We start from the raw sequence: 15,110 nt of genomic DNA, 5'->3' as shown, positions 1-15,110 counted from the left end.
ACGCTGGTGCGATGGGAGAGTTGCAGGCACGCAGGCGAGCCGGTGTGGTGGTCGGGGCGGTGGTGTTCGCGTCCGTGCTGGCCGGAGTGGTCGCGGCCATGCCGTCCGACGGGCCCGCGATCGAACGGGCTGAGGCGGAGGCGTTGCTCGACGAGGCGGTGCGGCTGGCCCCGGCGGGTGACCACGGCCGGTTCTGCGAGTCGGTCGCGCAGGTGCCCGGCATCTGCAGAGGGCTGGTGGACGACGCGCGCTCGTCGGGGCAGGCGCCGGGCGGTGATCGGCCTGTCGTCGTGTCGTTCGAGCCTGGCGCTGGCTCCATCGGTGGCTCCCGGGTAGCGGTACTGCGCCTGCGGGCGACCAACGCCGACCGGTCCGTCGTCGAGAGCGACTTCGCCGTGGTGCGGTCCGGTGACGGGCGGCTCGCCGGCCTCACGCCGGTGTACTGGTCCGGCGTGACGTACTCGGCCCGGTAACCGGCTCAGCGCAGTGCCGCGTCGAGCGAGATGGTGACGGGACGGGGGAGCGGGCCGGCCCCTTCTGCGCGGAACGCCTGCAGCAGGTAGGCCACGAGCCGGCGGGAGGCGTCCGCGGTCGCCTCGGGCGTACCGGCCCGGATTCCGCCGTTCGCCTGCAGGACGAGGGCGAGGTCGGCCGGGTCGAAGTCGTGGCGCAGCGCACCGGCCGCCTGGGCGCGGCGCACCAGTTCCGCGAAGCCCCGCTCGGCCTGCTCGCGCAGCGTCCTGAACTCCACCGCGTGCGGGAAGGCCGTGATGAACGCCTTGGAGAACCCCTGGTCCCTGGCCTGCATCGCGCACACCTGGGTGATCACCCGGCAGAACGCGCGCCACGGGTCGGGGTCGGCGAGGGCGGTGTCGAGCAGGCCGACGCACTCGTGCATCTGCTCGGAGAACGCCTCCGCGACCAGGTCCTCCTTGGTCGGGAACCGGCGGTAGAGGGTCGCGACGCCGAGGCCGGCGCGGCGTGCGATCTCGCTCATCGGGACCGCCAGGCCTTCCGCCGCGAAGACCTCCCGTGCCGTGTCGAGGATCCTGGTCCGGTTGGCGGCCGCGTCCGTGCGCAAGCGAGGCGATGTCGTCGACACCCCTCTCACTTTAGGCGAAGTGGATGACACCGTCCGGTTCCGGTCGTAGAACTGGAGCATGGTTTCCACTTCGATGCGGCTCGCGACGTATGACCGGTACGGGCCCGCTGAGGTCCTGTCCGTGACCACCGGGCCCGTCCCGCGGCCACGCCCCGGTGAGGTCCTGGTCCGGGTGCGGGCCGTGTCGGTCAACGGCGGCGAGCTGGCCATGCGTGCCGGGCGGCTGCGCCCGTTCAGCGGCAAGAGCTTTCCCAAGCGGGTGGGCATCGACCTGGTCGGCGAGGTCGTCGCGCCGGAGAACAGCAGGTTCGCGGCGGGTGACCTGGTCTGGGGCGTGCTGGGGCGGCGGATGGGCTCGGCCGCGGAGTACGTGGCCGTACCGGCCGAGCGGCTCGACCACGTTCCCGCCGGGCTCGACGCCGTGCAGGCCGCCGCCTTGCCCGTCGGGACCACGGCGATCACCGCGTTGCGCGACCTGGCCGCGCTCGCGCCCGGTGAGCGGCTGCTCGTCCGGGGAGCGACGGGCGGCGTCGGCTACATCGCCGTGCAGCTCGGGAAGGCGATGGGGGCGCACGTCACCGGGTTGGCCAGTGCCAAGAACCTGGACCTGGTGACCGGGCTCGGAGCGGACGAGGCGGTCGACTACCGCGCGCCCGGCGATCTGGGGCGTTTCGACGTCGTGCTCGACACCGTCGGCACCGACCTGCCCGCCTTCCGCCGGTTGCTCACCCCGCGCGGGCGGCTGGTGGCGATCGCGTTCGACCTCGACCGCCCGGTCCGCTCACTGGGTTACATCGCGGCGCACGCGCTGCACCGCACCCGCTGGACCCGCTTCTTCAGCGGCAACCCGACCGCCCCGCTGATCGCCGAGCTCGGCCGCCTGGTCGCGACCGGGGCGATCCGCCCGCAGGTCGACCGGGTGTTCCCGCTGGCCGACATCGCTGCCGCGCACGGTGCGCTGGAGCACGGCGGTGTGCGGGGCAAGGTGGTCGTGCAGATCGACTGAACCCGTGGCGCTACGGCCGCAGCAGCGCCTGGAGGCTCGGCCAACGGCGTGCGGGCGAGAGCCGACCCGACCCCGCACGCCACCGCACCCGCCGCGAGCCACGCGGGCACGTCGGCCGGTGCGACACCGCCCGTCGGCACCAGCGGCGCGTGCGGCAGCACGGCGAGCACGTCCTCGACCCACCGCGGGGTGGGCGCTGGGAACACCTTCACGGCGTCCGCGCCCGCCTCCAGCGCCTGGACCACCTCGGTGACGGTGGCGGCACCGGGCAGCACGGCGGCGCCGTAGCGGTGACCGGCGCGGATCACGGCCGGTTCGAGGTTGGGCGCCACCAGGAACCGGGCGCCCGCGCGGACGGCGGCGACGGCGGAGGTCTCGTCCAGCACGGAACCGGCGCCGATGGTGGCGTCCGGGTGGCTCGCGCGCAGTTCGCGGATGGCGTCCAGCGCGCCGGGGTTGGTCAGCGGGAGCTCCAGCGACGTGAGGCCCGCGTCCAGCAACGGGACGGCGGCCTTCACCGCGGACTCGGCGTCGGTGGTGCGGACGATCGCGATGATGCCCTGCCGCACGACCGCCTGCGTGATCTCGTAGCGGTAGCTCACGCTCGCCACCCTACTGACCATCAACTGTGGACTGTTCCCGGCGCGGAGCCGGGACGCGCGCTGCCGGGGTCGGGCGATCCGCAGGCCCTGACCGGGTCGGTAATGTCTGTCCGATGGGGATCGTCCGCATCGGCGTGTTCTACGACGGCACGTGGTTCGCCTACCTCAGCGACTTCTACGCCACCGCGCACCGGCGGGCGGCGCGGATCTCGGTGGACGGGCTGCACGACGCCGTGCGCTGGTTCGTCCACGCCGAGACCGGCCGGCCGCTCGACGAGTGCGTGGTCGCGGAGGCCCACTACGTGCGCGGCCGCATCGAGACCCCGGCGGCGTCGTTCGACGCGGTGCTGAACGCCGCCGGGATCACGCGGCACGACATGCCCTTGCACGGCGGCAAGGAGAAGGGCGTCGACGTCCACCTCGCGCTGGAGGCCTGGGACCGGGCGACCACCGTGCCGCTGGACTGGGTCGTCCTGCTCACCGGTGACGCGGACTTCGCGCCGCTGGTGACCAGGCTGACCGCGCGCGGCGTGCACGTGGTGCTGCCGGTGGTGGACGTGCGGTCGGGGGAGGACATGCCCTCGTGGACCCCGCGCACCGCCGCGCCGTTGCGGGCCGCGACGCCGTTCACGCCGGGGTTCGACGAGCTGTTCGCGCCCGGTGACCAGCCGGACTACCCGCTGCGCCGGGCGTTCGTGCGCTCGTCGGAGGCGGTGGCGTCACCGGTCGGCGCACCGCGCGGCCGCCGCAGGGGCACGGTCGCGACCTGGAAGTCCGGGCAGTCGCACGGCTTCATCACCGACTCCAAGGGCGGGTCGTGGTTCGTCTCGCGCGACGACCTGCCGGAGGGGCTGACGCTGCTGCTGGCGGGAACACCGGTGTCGTTCACCGGATCGCCGGTGCCGATGGCGGGCCGCAAGTACCCGCGGGCGCAGTTCGTACAGCTCGGCGACGTCCCGCCACCCGCCAAGTGAGATGGCTGTGACACAGCACATGATTACGCCCTCGGTGCGGGCGAGCATCCTGGTGACGACGGCGATCACCTGGCGCGGCACGACCTCGCCGTCGGTGAGCCGGACGCCGCTGATGTCGTCGCCGTCGGACTCGACCTCCGCGACGGGCGTGTCCACGACCCGGATGCCCTTCGCGGCGAAGCTCGCGCGGGTCTCGGCGTCGAGCCCCGTGCCGTTCGCGAAGTAGACGAGGTCGTCGGTGAGCTGCCGGAACAGCAGCGCGTGGTGCACCGACGTCGGGCCGACCGCGAGCACGCCGATCGGTTCGTCGCGCACCTCCCAGCCGTGGCAGTACGGGCAGTGCACCAGGCCGCGGCCCCAGTGGCGGGCCAGGCCGGGCACGTCGGGGAGCACGTCGCGCAGCCCGGTGGCGACGAGCAGCCGACGGGCGTGCAGGACCCGGCCGTCCCTCAGCGTGACGGTGAAGCCGTCCTGCACCCGTGCGGTCGCCGCGACCTCGCCGGCGATGATCTGCCCGCCATAGCCCTCGACCTCCTCGCGGCCGCGTTTGAGCAGGTCGGCGGGCGGGATGCCGTCGTGGCCGAGGAGGCCGTGCACGCCGTGGGCGGGCGCGTTGCGGGGCGTGCCGCTGTCGACCACGGCAACGGTGCGGCGGGAACGGGCCAGCACGAGGGCGCCGCTCAGTCCGGCGGCACCACCGCCGATCACCACGGCGTCGAAGTTCTTCGTCATGGCACCGACGGTAGGTGCGCCTTGCGGATCGAGCATACGATCGTGCGCATGACGCAAGAAAATGGCGAGCTGGACAGCCTCGTGCGCAAACGGATCCGCGCGCTGCGGCTCGCGCAGGGCTGGTCGCTGGAGGAGCTGGCGACCCGCGCGCGGCTGAGCCCGTCCTCGCTCAGCCGCATCGAGAACGGTCAGCGCCGCCTCGCCCTCGACCAGCTCGTCGTGCTCGCGCGGGCGCTGGACACCTCGCTGGACCAGCTCGTCGAGACCGACACCGAGGACGTGATCGTCAGCCCGCTGATCGACGGCGCGCACGGCCAGATGCGCTGGCCGATCAGGGCCGAGCCCGGCATCACCGTCATCCGCCAGCGCATGACCACCCCGCCGCCGGACAGCCCCTCGGGCCTGCGCGCGCACTCCGGGCACGAGTGGCTCGTCGTGCTGTCCGGGACCGCGATCCTGCTGCTGGGCAACCGCCGGTACCGCGTGGAGACCAACCAGGCCGCCGAGTTCCCGACGATGCTGCCGCACGCCATCGGCACCGCGGGCGGGCCGTGCGAGGTCATGGGCATCTTCGACCGCGAGGCGCGGCGGGGGCACAACGAGCGGAAAACGGGCTGATCTTGCGCTTCCGGCAGGGCTGAGGACGACCTGTTTGCTTCCTGCGCAAGACGCCGTGCATCTGGCGCACGGCGGTCCTAGTTTGGGTTGCATGAACCACGAGCACGGACACGGACACGGCGCTGGTCACGGCCACAGCCACAGCCACGACCACGGGATGGCGGACATCCTCGACCTCGACGCCGAGGTGGTCGCCGAGCACACCGCCGACCTCATCCGGTGGCTGCCCGTCGACCGCCCCCGCCAGGTCGTGGACCTGGGCTGCGGCACCGGCGCCGGCACGTTCGCGCTGCTGGCCGAGTTCCCGGAGGCGCACGTCACCGCAGTCGACACGGACGTCGACCACCTGCGGCGCCTGCGCGAGAAGGCCTGCGAGCTCGGCCTCGCCGACCGCGTGACCACCGTCCAGGCCGACCTGGACACCACCTGGCCCGACCTCGGCACCCCGGACCTGGTGTGGGCATCGGCCTCGATGCACCACATGGCCGACCCCGCACGCGCCCTGCGCCAGGTCCACGACGTCCTCGCTCCGGGCGGCCTGTTCGCGGTCGTCGAGCTCGCCGGCTTCCCCCGCTTCCTCGGCACCGACCTCGAAGACCGCATCCACGCCGCCAGCGACCGCCGCCACGCCGACCTCGTCCCGCACCGCGGCGCCGACTGGGGCCCGAAGCTGACCGCCGCTGGCTTCACCGTGGAGGCCGAGCGCACCCTCGCCATCCACCTCCCGCAGTCCGAAGTGGTCGGTCGCTACGCACTGGCCGGCCTGCGGCGCATGCGCGGCACCGTCGACAACGTGCTGTCCGCGGAGGACCTGGCCGCGTTCGACGACCTCCTCGACCCGCACAGCCCCACCGGTCTGCTGCACCGCACCGATCTGGCCGTGCGCACCGAACGTTCCGTATGGGCCGCACGGAAGGCATAGCTCACGGGGGTGACGATCGGCGCCGCTGCCTGTCCGGCAACTTGTCCGGTCTGACATGCCTGATACCTCCGAACGGCCGTAGCAGGGACTCCGAACCCTGTGCGTGGATGTATGGGAGCGCTCTTACAACGTTGTAAATTCGAAGGGGAATCTCGCCGATGAGGAAAGCCGCCCCCGCACTCCTCGCCCTGCTGCTCACACTGGGCGTCATGCCAGGAACACCACCGGCCGGCGCCGCCGAGCCCGTGCACGGGCTGAAGGGCGAGTACTTCAGCATGTCGGCGCCGGGGGCCAGGGACTTCGCGAACCTCGCCGGCACGGTGCTCGACGCCGAGGTCAACCACTCGGACCTCACCTCGACGTTCGGGTTCCTGGCCGGGCGCACCGAGCACACGACGGCGCGGTGGACCGGGCAGATCGCGGTGCCGCAGACCGGTGACTACACGTTCCACGCCATCGGGGACAACGGGTTCCGGCTCTTCGTGGACGGGCAGCCGGTCATCGACCACTGGGTGGGGGACTGGGACCGCGAGCAGACCAGCGCGCCGGTCGCGCTCACCGCGGGGCGCCAGTACGACTTCCGGCTGGAGATGTTCCAGGACGTCGGCGGCGCCAACATGTACCTGCGCTGGTCGAGCGCGACCACGCCGAAGCAGATCGTGCCGGAGTCCGCGTTCACGCCGCCCGCGGACTTCCGGGTCGTGCCGCGCAGCGCGCAGGTCTCGAAGGACGGGCGGACGCTCACCGCGGACTTCGACGGGCGCGTCACGGGGACGTCCGACCTCAGGGAGCACCTGCGGGTCGAGGTCGACGCCACGCCGATGCCGGTCTCGGTCGTCACGGCCAGCCGCGGCAGGGTGACCGTGAGGCTCGCGGAGGAAGTGCTCAAGAGCCAGCGGGTGAAGATCTACTACGACGGTGCCGGTGCGCTCGCCGTGGACGGGCGGAAGGTCGAGAAGACGGCCCGCACGGTGAAGAACACCTCGGCCGAGCGGCTCAGGACGCCGTGGGGCGAGAACTTCGACGCGCGCAACCCCTTGCCGGAGTACCCGCGGCCGCAGCTCGAACGCGACCGGTGGCTCAACCTCAACGGGCCGTGGGAGTTCGCGGGCGCCAAGGCCGGGGAGCAGCCGCGGTTCGGCAAGAAGCTGCCGGAGAAGATCATCGTGCCGTACCCGGTCGAGTCGCAGCTCTCCGGCCTCGAACGGCACGAGGACCACATGTTCTACCGCAGGACCCTCACCGTGCCGCACGACTGGCGGATCGGCAGCGGGCAGCGGCTCAAGCTCAACTTCGGCGCCGTCGACTACCAGGCCAAGGTCTGGGTGAACGGCACGCTGGTCGCCGAGCACACCGGCGGCTACACGGCGTTCAGCGCGGACATCACCGATGCCCTCAAGCGCGGTGAGCAGGAGATCGTCGTCGCCGTCACCGACACCACCGGCCCGCACCAGCCCAAGGGCAAGCAGTCGCCCAACCCCAGCGGCATCTTCTACACGCCGTCGTCGGGCATCTGGCAGACCGTGTGGCTGGAACCGGTCGCGGACAAGGGCATCGACGGGATCAAGACGACCCCGGACCTGGCCACCGGCACGCTCACGGTCAACGTGCGGTCCGCCGGCACCGGGACCGTCACGGCCGTCGCCCGCGACGCCAGGGGCAAGCAGGTCGGCACCGTCACCGGGCCGGCGAACGCGGACCTGGCGCTGCCCGTGCCGAACGCGCACCTGTGGACGCCGGACGACCCGTACCTCTACAAGCTCGACGTCACGCTCGGCAAGGACAAGGTCAAGAGCTACTTCGGCATGCGCTCGACCGGCATCGCGAACGTCGGCGGCACGCCCAAGCTGACCCTCAACGGCCAGCCGGTCTTCAACCTCATGCAGCTCGACCAGGGCTTCTACCCGGACGGCCTGAACACCGCGCCCAGTGACGAGGCGCTGGTCTTCGACCTGAAGGCGCAGAAGGACCTCGGCTTCAACGCGGTGCGCAAGCACATCAAGGCGGAGCCCGCCCGCTGGTACTACCACGCGGACCGGCTCGGACTGCTGGTGTGGCAGGACTTCGTGTCGCTGGAGGACGGCAACGACCCCGGCGCGCAGCAGGCCTTCGTCAGCCAGGGCCGCGAGCTGATGGAGCAGCTGCACAACTACCCGTCCATCTACGCCTGGATCGTGTTCAACGAGGGTTGGGGCGAGTGGGACCGCACGGTCACCGGCCAGATCACCGACCAGGTCAAGGCCGCGGACCCGAGCCGGATCGTCAACGCCCACAGCGGCGTGAACTGCTGTGCGTCCAAGGGCGACAGCGGCAGGGGTGACGTGCTCGACCACCACGACTACAACAACACCGACCCGGCCCGCCCGGACGGCAAGCGCGTCGTGGTGGACGGCGAGCACGGCGGCTTCACGCTGCGCACGCCGGGGCACCAGTGGCCGGGCGCGCCGATCGCGATCTACAGCGGTGTGGCGGACAAGGCGGCGCTGACGGCGAAGTACGTCGACAACACCCGCACGTTCTACCTCGGCCAGGCCCGCGCCGAGCTGTCCGCGTCGGTCTACACCCAGGTCACGGACCTGGAGGGCGAGCTCAACGGCCTGTGGACCTACGACCGCAAGCGCATCAAGGTCGACCCCGGTCCCGTCCGCGAGATCAACCGGCGCGTCATCGAGGCCGGGGCGAACGCGGGCAAGCCGTACCCGTACGCGGGCAGCGGCGAGTGGAAGCTCGACGAGACCAGGGGAGCCGTCGCCGAGGACTCGACCGGCAAGAACCCGCTCACGCTCAGCCCGACCGGCGCCACCTGGAAGGACGGCGCGCTGCAGTTCCACAACGGCTCGGCGGACACCTACGGCCCGGTGGTCGACACGACCGGCGACTACGCGGTGTCCGCGAAGGTGCGGCTCGACGAGGTGCCCGGCAACTACGCCACCGCCGTCAGCCAGGACGGCCGCGAGCGGGAGAACCCCTTCTACCTGCAGTACGGGCAGGGCGCGTTCGCGTTCAGCACGCCGGGCGGCAACCGAGCCCGGTTCGAGACCACGCCGGAGATCGGCCGCTGGTACGAGCTGAAGGGCGAGCGCAGGGGCGGCGAGATCCGGCTCTACGTGGACGGCGCGCTGGTCGCCACCGCGGCGGCGGGTCCGGCGGTCGTGAGCACCGGCGCGTTCACGGTGGGACGAGCCAAGTACAACGGCCAGAACGTCGACTTCTGGCCTGGTGCGATCAAGGACGTGCGCGTCACGTCCTGATGTTGGGAGAACGCTCTCCCTGCGTGGTACAACCGGTGGCATGAGCAAGAGCGCACCCACGTTGGAGGACGTCGCCAGAGTTGCGGGTGTCTCGCGCGCGACCGTGTCGCGCGTGGTCAACGGCACCCGCAACGTCGACCCGCAGCTCCAGGAGACGGTGCGCAGCGCGATCGAGCAGACCGGGTACTCGCCCAACCGGGCGGCCCGGTCCCTCGTGACCCGCAGGACCGGCACGGTCGCGCTGGTGATCTCCGGTGCCGGCGGCGGGTCGGACGTGTTCACCGACCCGTTCTTCGGCCGAGTCGCGGCGGGCGTGGTCGACTTCCTGCGCCCGCACAGCGTGCACCCGGTGCTCATGCTCGCCGACTCCGAACCGGCCAGGACCGAGGTGGTCGAGTTCCTGCGGCAGGGCAGTGCCGACGGCGCGCTGCTCGTCACCACCCACCCCGCCGACCCGTTGCCGGCCCGGCTGCTGGCCGCCGGGGTGCCCTCGGTGCTCTACGCCCGGCCCGGCGCGCCCACGCCCGTCAGCTACGTCGACATGGACCACCGCGCGGGCGGGCGGCTCGCGGCCGACCACCTGGTGGCGTCCGGGCGCACGGACGTCGTCACCATCTCCGGCCCGCTCGACGTGCTGGCGAGCCAGGACCGGCTCGCGGGGTTCCGCGATGCCATGGCCCGCCACGGTTTCCCGTACGTGCCGAGCGCGGAGGGCGGGTTCACGGCGGAGAGCGGCGGGGCCGCGATGACCCGGCTGCTCACCGAGCACCCCGACCTCGACGGCGTCTTCGCCGCCAACGACCTGATGGCGCAGGCGGCGGTGTTCGTCATCCAGGAGCACGGGCTGCGCGTCCCCGACGACGTGGCGGTCGTGGGCTTCGACGACAGCACGCCCGCGCTCGCGTGCCGCCCGCAGCTCACGACCGTGCGGCAGCCGGTCGAGCAGATGGCCGCCGCGATGGCCGAGCTGCTGCTCACCGACCTGGAAAAACCGGGACAACGCCCGAGATCCGTCATCTTCGAACCGGAACTCGTCGTCCGCGCCTCTGCTTGATTGACCTGTCCGACACACGGGGTTAACGTTCGGGAGAGCGCTCTCACGGCGACCGGTCGCCACCCGTCCCGGGCTCAACGCCCCTTCGTGTCAGGCAGGATCATGGGCATACCCCTGTCCAGGGTGGCCGCGCTCTCCGCCGCCGCCCTGTGTCTCGTGACCACCGTCAGCGCCACGACCTCGACCTCCGCCGGTGCCGCCGCGTGCGGCACCGCCAACGTCGCCCTCAACAAGACCGCCACGGCGTCCTCGACCGAGAACGGTGGCACCCCGGCGTCCGCCGCCGTCGACGGCAACGCGGGTTCGCGGTGGTCGTCGCAGTTCTCCGACCCGCAGTGGTTGCAGGTCGACCTCGGCTCCACGCAGCAGGTCTGCCGGGTGACCCTGGCCTGGGAGGGGGCGTACGGCAAGGCGTTCCAGGTGCAGGTGAGCAACAACGCGAGCTCCTGGAGCACCCTGTACTCGACCACGACCGGTACCGGCGGCACGCAGGCACTGGACGTCACCGGGTCCGGCCGGTACGTGCGGGTGCTGGGCACCCAGCGCGGCACCGGGTACGGCTACTCGTTGTGGGAGCTGAGCGTCAACGCGGTGACCGACTCGACCGGGGTGCCGCCGACGGACCCGCGGAACCCGGACTTCGGGCCGAACGTGTTCGTGTACGGGCCGGGGTCGTCGCAGTCGGAGATGCAGTCGCGGCTGGACGCGATCTCCGCGCAGATGAAGACCAACCAGTTCGGGCCGCAGCGCTACGCCGTGTTGTTCAAGCCGGGCAGCTACAACGCCGATGTGAACCTGCGGTTCTACACGCAGGTCGCGGGTCTGGGGCTGAACCCGGACGACGTGAACATCAACGGCCACATCCGCGTCGAGGCCGACTGGTTGCAGCAGGGCGACGACCCGAACAACCTCGGCAACGCGACGCAGAACTTCTGGCGTGGTGCGGAGAACCTGTCGGTGACGCTGCCGGCCAACCAGATCGAACGCTGGGCGGTGTCGCAGGCCACGGCGTACCGGCGGATGCACCTGCGTGGCCAGGCGCACCTGTGGAACGGCTACGACGGCTGGGCCAGCGGTGGCCTGATCGTCGACAGCAAGATCGACGGCGTGGTCGTCTCCGGTTCGCAGCAGCAGTTCCTCACCCGCAACAGCAACCTCGCGGGCGGCTGGTCCGGCTCGGTGTGGAACATGGTGTTCGCCGGCACGCAGGGCGCCCCTGCCGACCACTTCCCGAACCCGTCGCACACGACCGTGGACACCTCTCCGGTGACGCGCGAGAAGCCGTACCTGTACCTCGACGGCTCCGGTGAGTACCGGGTCTTCCTGCCCGCGCTGCGCACCAACTCCCGCGGCACCAGCTGGGAGAACGGCAACCCCGGCACGTCGGTGTCGCTGGCGGACTTCTTCATCGTCAAGCCCGGCACCCCGGTCGCGACCACCAACGCCGCACTGGCCCAGGGCAAGCACCTGCTGCTCACGCCCGGTGTGCACCAGGTCGACGACACGATCCGCATCACCCGCCCGAACACCGTCGTGCTCGGCCTGGGCCTCGCCACGCTGACGCCGACCACCGGCAGGGCCGCGCTCACCACGTCCGATGTGGACGGTGTGCGGCTGGCCGGCTTCCTGGTCGACGCCGGCGTGCAGAACTCCCCGGTGCTGCTGGAGATCGGTGACGCCGGCACCGCGGACCACTCGGCGAACCCGACCTCGCTGCACGACGTGTACCTGCGCGTCGGCGGTTCCCAGGCGGGCAAGGCGACGGTCAGCATGCGGGTCAACAGCCGCAACACGATCATCGACCACACCTGGGTCTGGCGCGCCGACCACGGCGAGGGCGTCAGCTGGACCGCCAACCCCGGCCAGAACGGTGTGGTCGTCAACGGCGACAACGTCATCGCCTACGGCCTGTTCGTCGAGCACTACCAGCAGCACAACCTGATCTGGAACGGCAACGGCGGCCGGGTGTACCTCTACCAGAACGAGCTGCCGTACGACCCGCCGAACCAGGCGGCGTGGATGAACGGCTCCAAGCGCGGCTGGGCCGGCTACAAGGTCGCCGACTCGGTGACCACGCACCAGGCGTTCGGCGTCGGCGTGTACTGCTTCAACCAGGCCAACCCGGGCGTGGTCACGGACAACGCGTTCGAGGCGCCGAACCGGACGGGTGTGCGGTTCACGCACCTGGTCGCGGTGTCGCTGGGTGGTGTGGGCACGATCGCCAACGTCATCAACGGCACCGGCGGGCAGGCGGACCTCGCGAACCAGGTCCGCTACGTCGTGAGCTACCCCTGACAGCGGGATGAGCACCTGACGGGCGCCGCGGCCACCCCGGTCGCGGCGCCCGTCCTGCTCCGCGGTGGAAGGGGAGCACCCCAGGGCACGCGCCGCCCCGGGGTGCGGGGAAGGGGAGAACGCTACCTCGGCAACCGGTAGTCCGGGCCGAGGGCGGCACCCCTCTGCGGCTTGTACAGGTCATATCCACGCGGGTCGCATTGGAGACCACCGTTGATGCAGTGGCGGACCAGCGCGGCCTGGGTGGGCGCGTCCCAGGCGTTCATGAAGTCGTAGTGCCAGGTGTAGCCGCGGCCGCTGGAGAGCCGGACGCGCGACATGTCACCGGACACCGGGAACGCCATCTTGAACTCGATCATCGGCACCGCCACCGGGTGCGACGACGGGCAGACGAGCGTCGCGCGGTCCGGGTACGCCATGTGCGACCTGTGGTCGGCCGAGTCGAGGTCGCGGCCGTTCCAGCAGCTCGGTGCCTGGTAGCGGATGTTGAGCTGGGTGCCGGGCGGGCAGTGCGCCGGGATGTCCCAGTTGTGGGAGCTGTCACCGCACTCCCAGCCCTCCACGGCGCCGGGCGCGGTGCGGAACTGCTCCTGGGTGGCACCGGGACTGCCGACCACGAACCGGATGCCCGGCGGGAACGGCACCACGTCCTGGTACCTCAGGATGCCGGACTTGTAGTAGATGACCTGCGGGAAGTTCGGCGGCACCACCTGGTCGCCGTTGTAGACCGACGGGAACCAGTACGCGGACCTGTCGTCGGGCGTCCTGCAGTTGGTCTGGGCGGCCCGCAGCGAGTCGGTGGTGGTGCGGGCGTTGGTGGACGGGTTGCCGAGGAACGTGTGGAGGTGCGACGCCCCCGCCAGCCCCGGGAAGACGATCGGGTCGTCCGGGAGGTGGTGCGTGACCGAGCAGTTCGCCTGGAACTCGTGGTGCGTGACCAGGTCGTCGGCCTGGGCTTGCTGCACGACGACAACTGCCGCCACGAGGGCGGCCGCTGCCGCCAGTGCGCTGAGCTTTCTGGACAACTGTGTCCTCCTGCCGATGGTGGGTACCGGCTTGGAGAGCGCTCTCCCACTCAGGTTCCCGCTCCGGTCAGCGAGGTGTCAAGACCGGTTCTTTGACAGTGCGGACGTCTGGTCGTACCGTGCGACAGGAAGGCTGTGAGAGCGCTCTCCCCGCACGCGGCCTCAGGTTCCACCGGTTGAGTAGTTCTGCGGTTCCCGTCGCGCCGGGGAGCTGACAGGGTGACCGCGTGGTGCACATGGGGGAACGGCACGGAGTGGGCCCGGCGTTGGCCCAGGTGAGTCTGGCGGGGGTGGCCGGTGCGCTGGTCGTCTCGTGCGGGATCGGGCCCGTGGTCGTGTCGCTGTTCGGTGGCCCGGTGGTGGCGGTCGTCGTCGGCGTGGTCCTGGTCGTGGTGCTCGTCGCCGCGCTGACCGCCGCGGCGTCCGTGGCGCCGGGGGAGTCGTGGCTCACCGGGGACGTCGGTGGGCGGGTGTGCTGGGCGCTGCTCGTCGGCGGCGCCGGAACCGGTGCGTGGCTGCTCGCCTGGAGCGTGTCCGACGAGGCACGCCTGGGCCTCAGCGAGTCCCCGTGGCTGTGGTGGCCCGCCACGGCCCTGCTGTTCGCGCTGGTGGCGGGGGTGTTGCTGCGCCGCTGGTACCTGGCGCTCACCTCGTTCGCGGTGCTCGTCGCGGTGGCTTTGCTGATGCTGCGCGCGCTCGCGGGCGCGTTGCCGTCCGATGTGGAGCAACGCCTGGCCGCGAGCCAGGTGCCGCGCACGTCGATGATGGTGACCGCGGTGCCCGGCTACCACCTGGTGCCGGCCCAGGGGGTGTGGCACCTCGTGCCCGACGACCTCGACCCGAACGCGCCGTCGCCCGACGTCTCCCTGCACGCGCTGCCGGACGGCCCGGACTGCCGGTTCGAGCCGCACGACTCCCGTTACCCGTTCACGGACCGCTGCGAGGTCGAGCGCCCCGGCCTGTTCTTCCTGGACGGCACGCCGGTCCGCATCGGCTACGCCCACCGCGTCGGCACCACGCGCCTGCTGCTGACCGCGCCGCCGTCGTTCGACCGGGCCGTGCTGCGCGAGGCGGTGCTCACCGCACGGGTTACCGACGGCGTGGCGACCGCCGTGGTGCCCGGTTACTCGGCCGGGTCCGCTTCGCCGCAGGGCACCCACTTCACCCCCGATGACCGCTCACTGCTGCCCGGCGCCCGGTACGTCTCGGTCGGACCCCGGCTGGGCGCGGGCTTCGGCGAGTGCACCTTCGGCGCGCAGGTGTGCGAGACCGAGTCGCCGGCGTTGCGCTACGAGCGCTTCGCCGATGGCCAGACCTACGTGCGCACCGAGGGCGGCCGTGAGTTCGAGGTCAGGGGCGGTCCCGGCGTTGACCGCGAGGTCCTGCGCACGGCCGCGCTCGCCGCCCGTTCCGCCACCGACGAGGAGGCGCTGGCGATGCTGCCGCCACCACCCCCGTCCCCACCGGACCGCTCACTCATGGCGTCCGTGCGCACTTTGTCCCGCACCCTGTTCAACTAACCCCCTTGC

Annotated in this window: 11 protein-coding genes and 2 pseudogenes; 9 read left to right on the top strand and 4 right to left on the bottom strand. The window is 71.7% G+C overall.

Annotated features, from left to right (window positions below; genetic code table 11):
* Positions 1–11: 11 nt before the first annotated feature.
* Positions 12–473: a hypothetical protein gene (locus tag ACVDFE_RS30740; protein ID WP_458432912.1), complete on the top strand. Its 462-nt coding sequence runs from the start codon at positions 12–14 to the stop codon at positions 471–473.
* A 5-nt stretch (positions 474–478) separates the two neighbouring features.
* On the opposite strand, the gene ACVDFE_RS30735 is transcribed toward ACVDFE_RS30740, so the two are convergent.
* On the bottom strand, positions 479–1,102 hold the full coding sequence (locus ACVDFE_RS30735; protein ID WP_458432911.1) for a TetR/AcrR family transcriptional regulator: 624 nt from the start codon (positions 1,100–1,102) through the stop codon (positions 479–481).
* Positions 1,103–1,160: 58 nt separating this feature from the next.
* Here ACVDFE_RS30735 and ACVDFE_RS30730 point away from each other — a divergent pair, with 58 nt between their 5' ends.
* Positions 1,161–2,108, top strand: coding sequence for an NAD(P)-dependent alcohol dehydrogenase (locus ACVDFE_RS30730; RefSeq protein WP_360400506.1), 948 nt, complete (start codon positions 1,161–1,163; stop codon positions 2,106–2,108).
* A 59-nt stretch (positions 2,109–2,167) separates the two neighbouring features.
* Here ACVDFE_RS30730 and ACVDFE_RS30725 read toward each other — a convergent pair.
* Positions 2,168–2,731: pseudogene (locus ACVDFE_RS30725) on the bottom strand (bifunctional 4-hydroxy-2-oxoglutarate aldolase/2-dehydro-3-deoxy-phosphogluconate aldolase); the annotation flags it as partial.
* 92 nt (positions 2,732–2,823) lie between these two features.
* On the opposite strand from ACVDFE_RS30725, the pseudogene ACVDFE_RS30720 reads away from it, so the two are divergent.
* Positions 2,824–3,243: pseudogene (locus ACVDFE_RS30720) on the top strand (NYN domain-containing protein); the annotation flags it as partial.
* A 186-nt stretch (positions 3,244–3,429) separates the two neighbouring features.
* Here ACVDFE_RS30720 and ACVDFE_RS30715 read toward each other — a convergent pair.
* On the bottom strand, positions 3,430–4,416 hold the full coding sequence (locus tag ACVDFE_RS30715) for an NAD(P)/FAD-dependent oxidoreductase (protein ID WP_458432910.1): 987 nt from the start codon (positions 4,414–4,416) through the stop codon (positions 3,430–3,432).
* Positions 4,417–4,464: 48 nt separating this feature from the next.
* Between ACVDFE_RS30715 and ACVDFE_RS30710 the strand changes: the two genes are divergently transcribed.
* The 5 genes from ACVDFE_RS30710 to ACVDFE_RS30690 all read left to right on the top strand — a co-directional run bounded on the left by ACVDFE_RS30710 (position 4,465) and on the right by ACVDFE_RS30690 (position 12,556).
* A complete protein-coding gene (locus tag ACVDFE_RS30710; protein ID WP_458432909.1) occupies positions 4,465–5,034 on the top strand; it encodes a helix-turn-helix domain-containing protein in 570 nt (189 codons plus the stop codon).
* 91 nt (positions 5,035–5,125) lie between these two features.
* Positions 5,126–5,956: a methyltransferase gene (locus ACVDFE_RS30705; protein ID WP_458432907.1), complete on the top strand. Its 831-nt coding sequence runs from the start codon at positions 5,126–5,128 to the stop codon at positions 5,954–5,956.
* 158 nt (positions 5,957–6,114) lie between these two features.
* On the top strand, positions 6,115–9,207 hold the full coding sequence (locus tag ACVDFE_RS30700) for a PA14 domain-containing protein (RefSeq protein ID WP_458432906.1): 3,093 nt from the start codon (positions 6,115–6,117) through the stop codon (positions 9,205–9,207).
* 40 nt (positions 9,208–9,247) lie between these two features.
* Positions 9,248–10,261 (top strand): LacI family DNA-binding transcriptional regulator, encoded by a 1,014-nt coding sequence (locus ACVDFE_RS30695; RefSeq protein WP_360400482.1) that lies wholly within the window; start codon positions 9,248–9,250, stop codon positions 10,259–10,261.
* A gap of 102 nt (positions 10,262–10,363) precedes the next feature.
* Complete coding sequence (locus ACVDFE_RS30690; RefSeq protein WP_458432904.1) at positions 10,364–12,556, top strand: discoidin domain-containing protein; 2,193 nt, start codon at positions 10,364–10,366, stop codon at positions 12,554–12,556.
* Between the two features lie 122 nt (positions 12,557–12,678).
* Here the strand turns inward: ACVDFE_RS30690 and ACVDFE_RS30685 are convergent, their stop codons facing one another.
* Positions 12,679–13,581, bottom strand: a complete 903-nt coding sequence (locus tag ACVDFE_RS30685) for a DUF1996 domain-containing protein (RefSeq protein ID WP_458432903.1) — start codon at positions 13,579–13,581, stop codon at positions 12,679–12,681.
* Positions 13,582–13,808: 227 nt separating this feature from the next.
* On the opposite strand from ACVDFE_RS30685, the gene ACVDFE_RS30680 reads away from it, so the two are divergent.
* On the top strand, positions 13,809–15,101 hold the full coding sequence (locus tag ACVDFE_RS30680; protein ID WP_458432902.1) for a hypothetical protein: 1,293 nt from the start codon (positions 13,809–13,811) through the stop codon (positions 15,099–15,101).
* Positions 15,102–15,110 lie beyond the last annotated feature (9 nt).

This window comes from Lentzea chajnantorensis, assembly GCF_054300775.1.
Note: the sequence above shows the minus strand (reverse complement) of the source record. Positions and strands in the feature narration are given on the sequence as shown.

Coding starts and splice junctions, on each gene's coding strand:
- ACVDFE_RS30740 (WP_458432912.1), top strand. CDS start 12: ATGGGAGAGTTGCAGGCACGCAGGCGAGCCGGTGTGGTGGTCGGGGCG.
- ACVDFE_RS30730 (WP_360400506.1), top strand. CDS start 1,161: ATGGTTTCCACTTCGATGCGGCTCGCGACGTATGACCGGTACGGGCCC.
- ACVDFE_RS30715 (WP_458432910.1), bottom strand. CDS start 4,416: ATGACGAAGAACTTCGACGCCGTGGTGATCGGCGGTGGTGCCGCCGGA.
- ACVDFE_RS30710 (WP_458432909.1), top strand. CDS start 4,465: ATGACGCAAGAAAATGGCGAGCTGGACAGCCTCGTGCGCAAACGGATC.
- ACVDFE_RS30705 (WP_458432907.1), top strand. CDS start 5,126: ATGAACCACGAGCACGGACACGGACACGGCGCTGGTCACGGCCACAGC.
- ACVDFE_RS30700 (WP_458432906.1), top strand. CDS start 6,115: ATGAGGAAAGCCGCCCCCGCACTCCTCGCCCTGCTGCTCACACTGGGC.
- ACVDFE_RS30695 (WP_360400482.1), top strand. CDS start 9,248: ATGAGCAAGAGCGCACCCACGTTGGAGGACGTCGCCAGAGTTGCGGGT.
- ACVDFE_RS30690 (WP_458432904.1), top strand. CDS start 10,364: ATGGGCATACCCCTGTCCAGGGTGGCCGCGCTCTCCGCCGCCGCCCTG.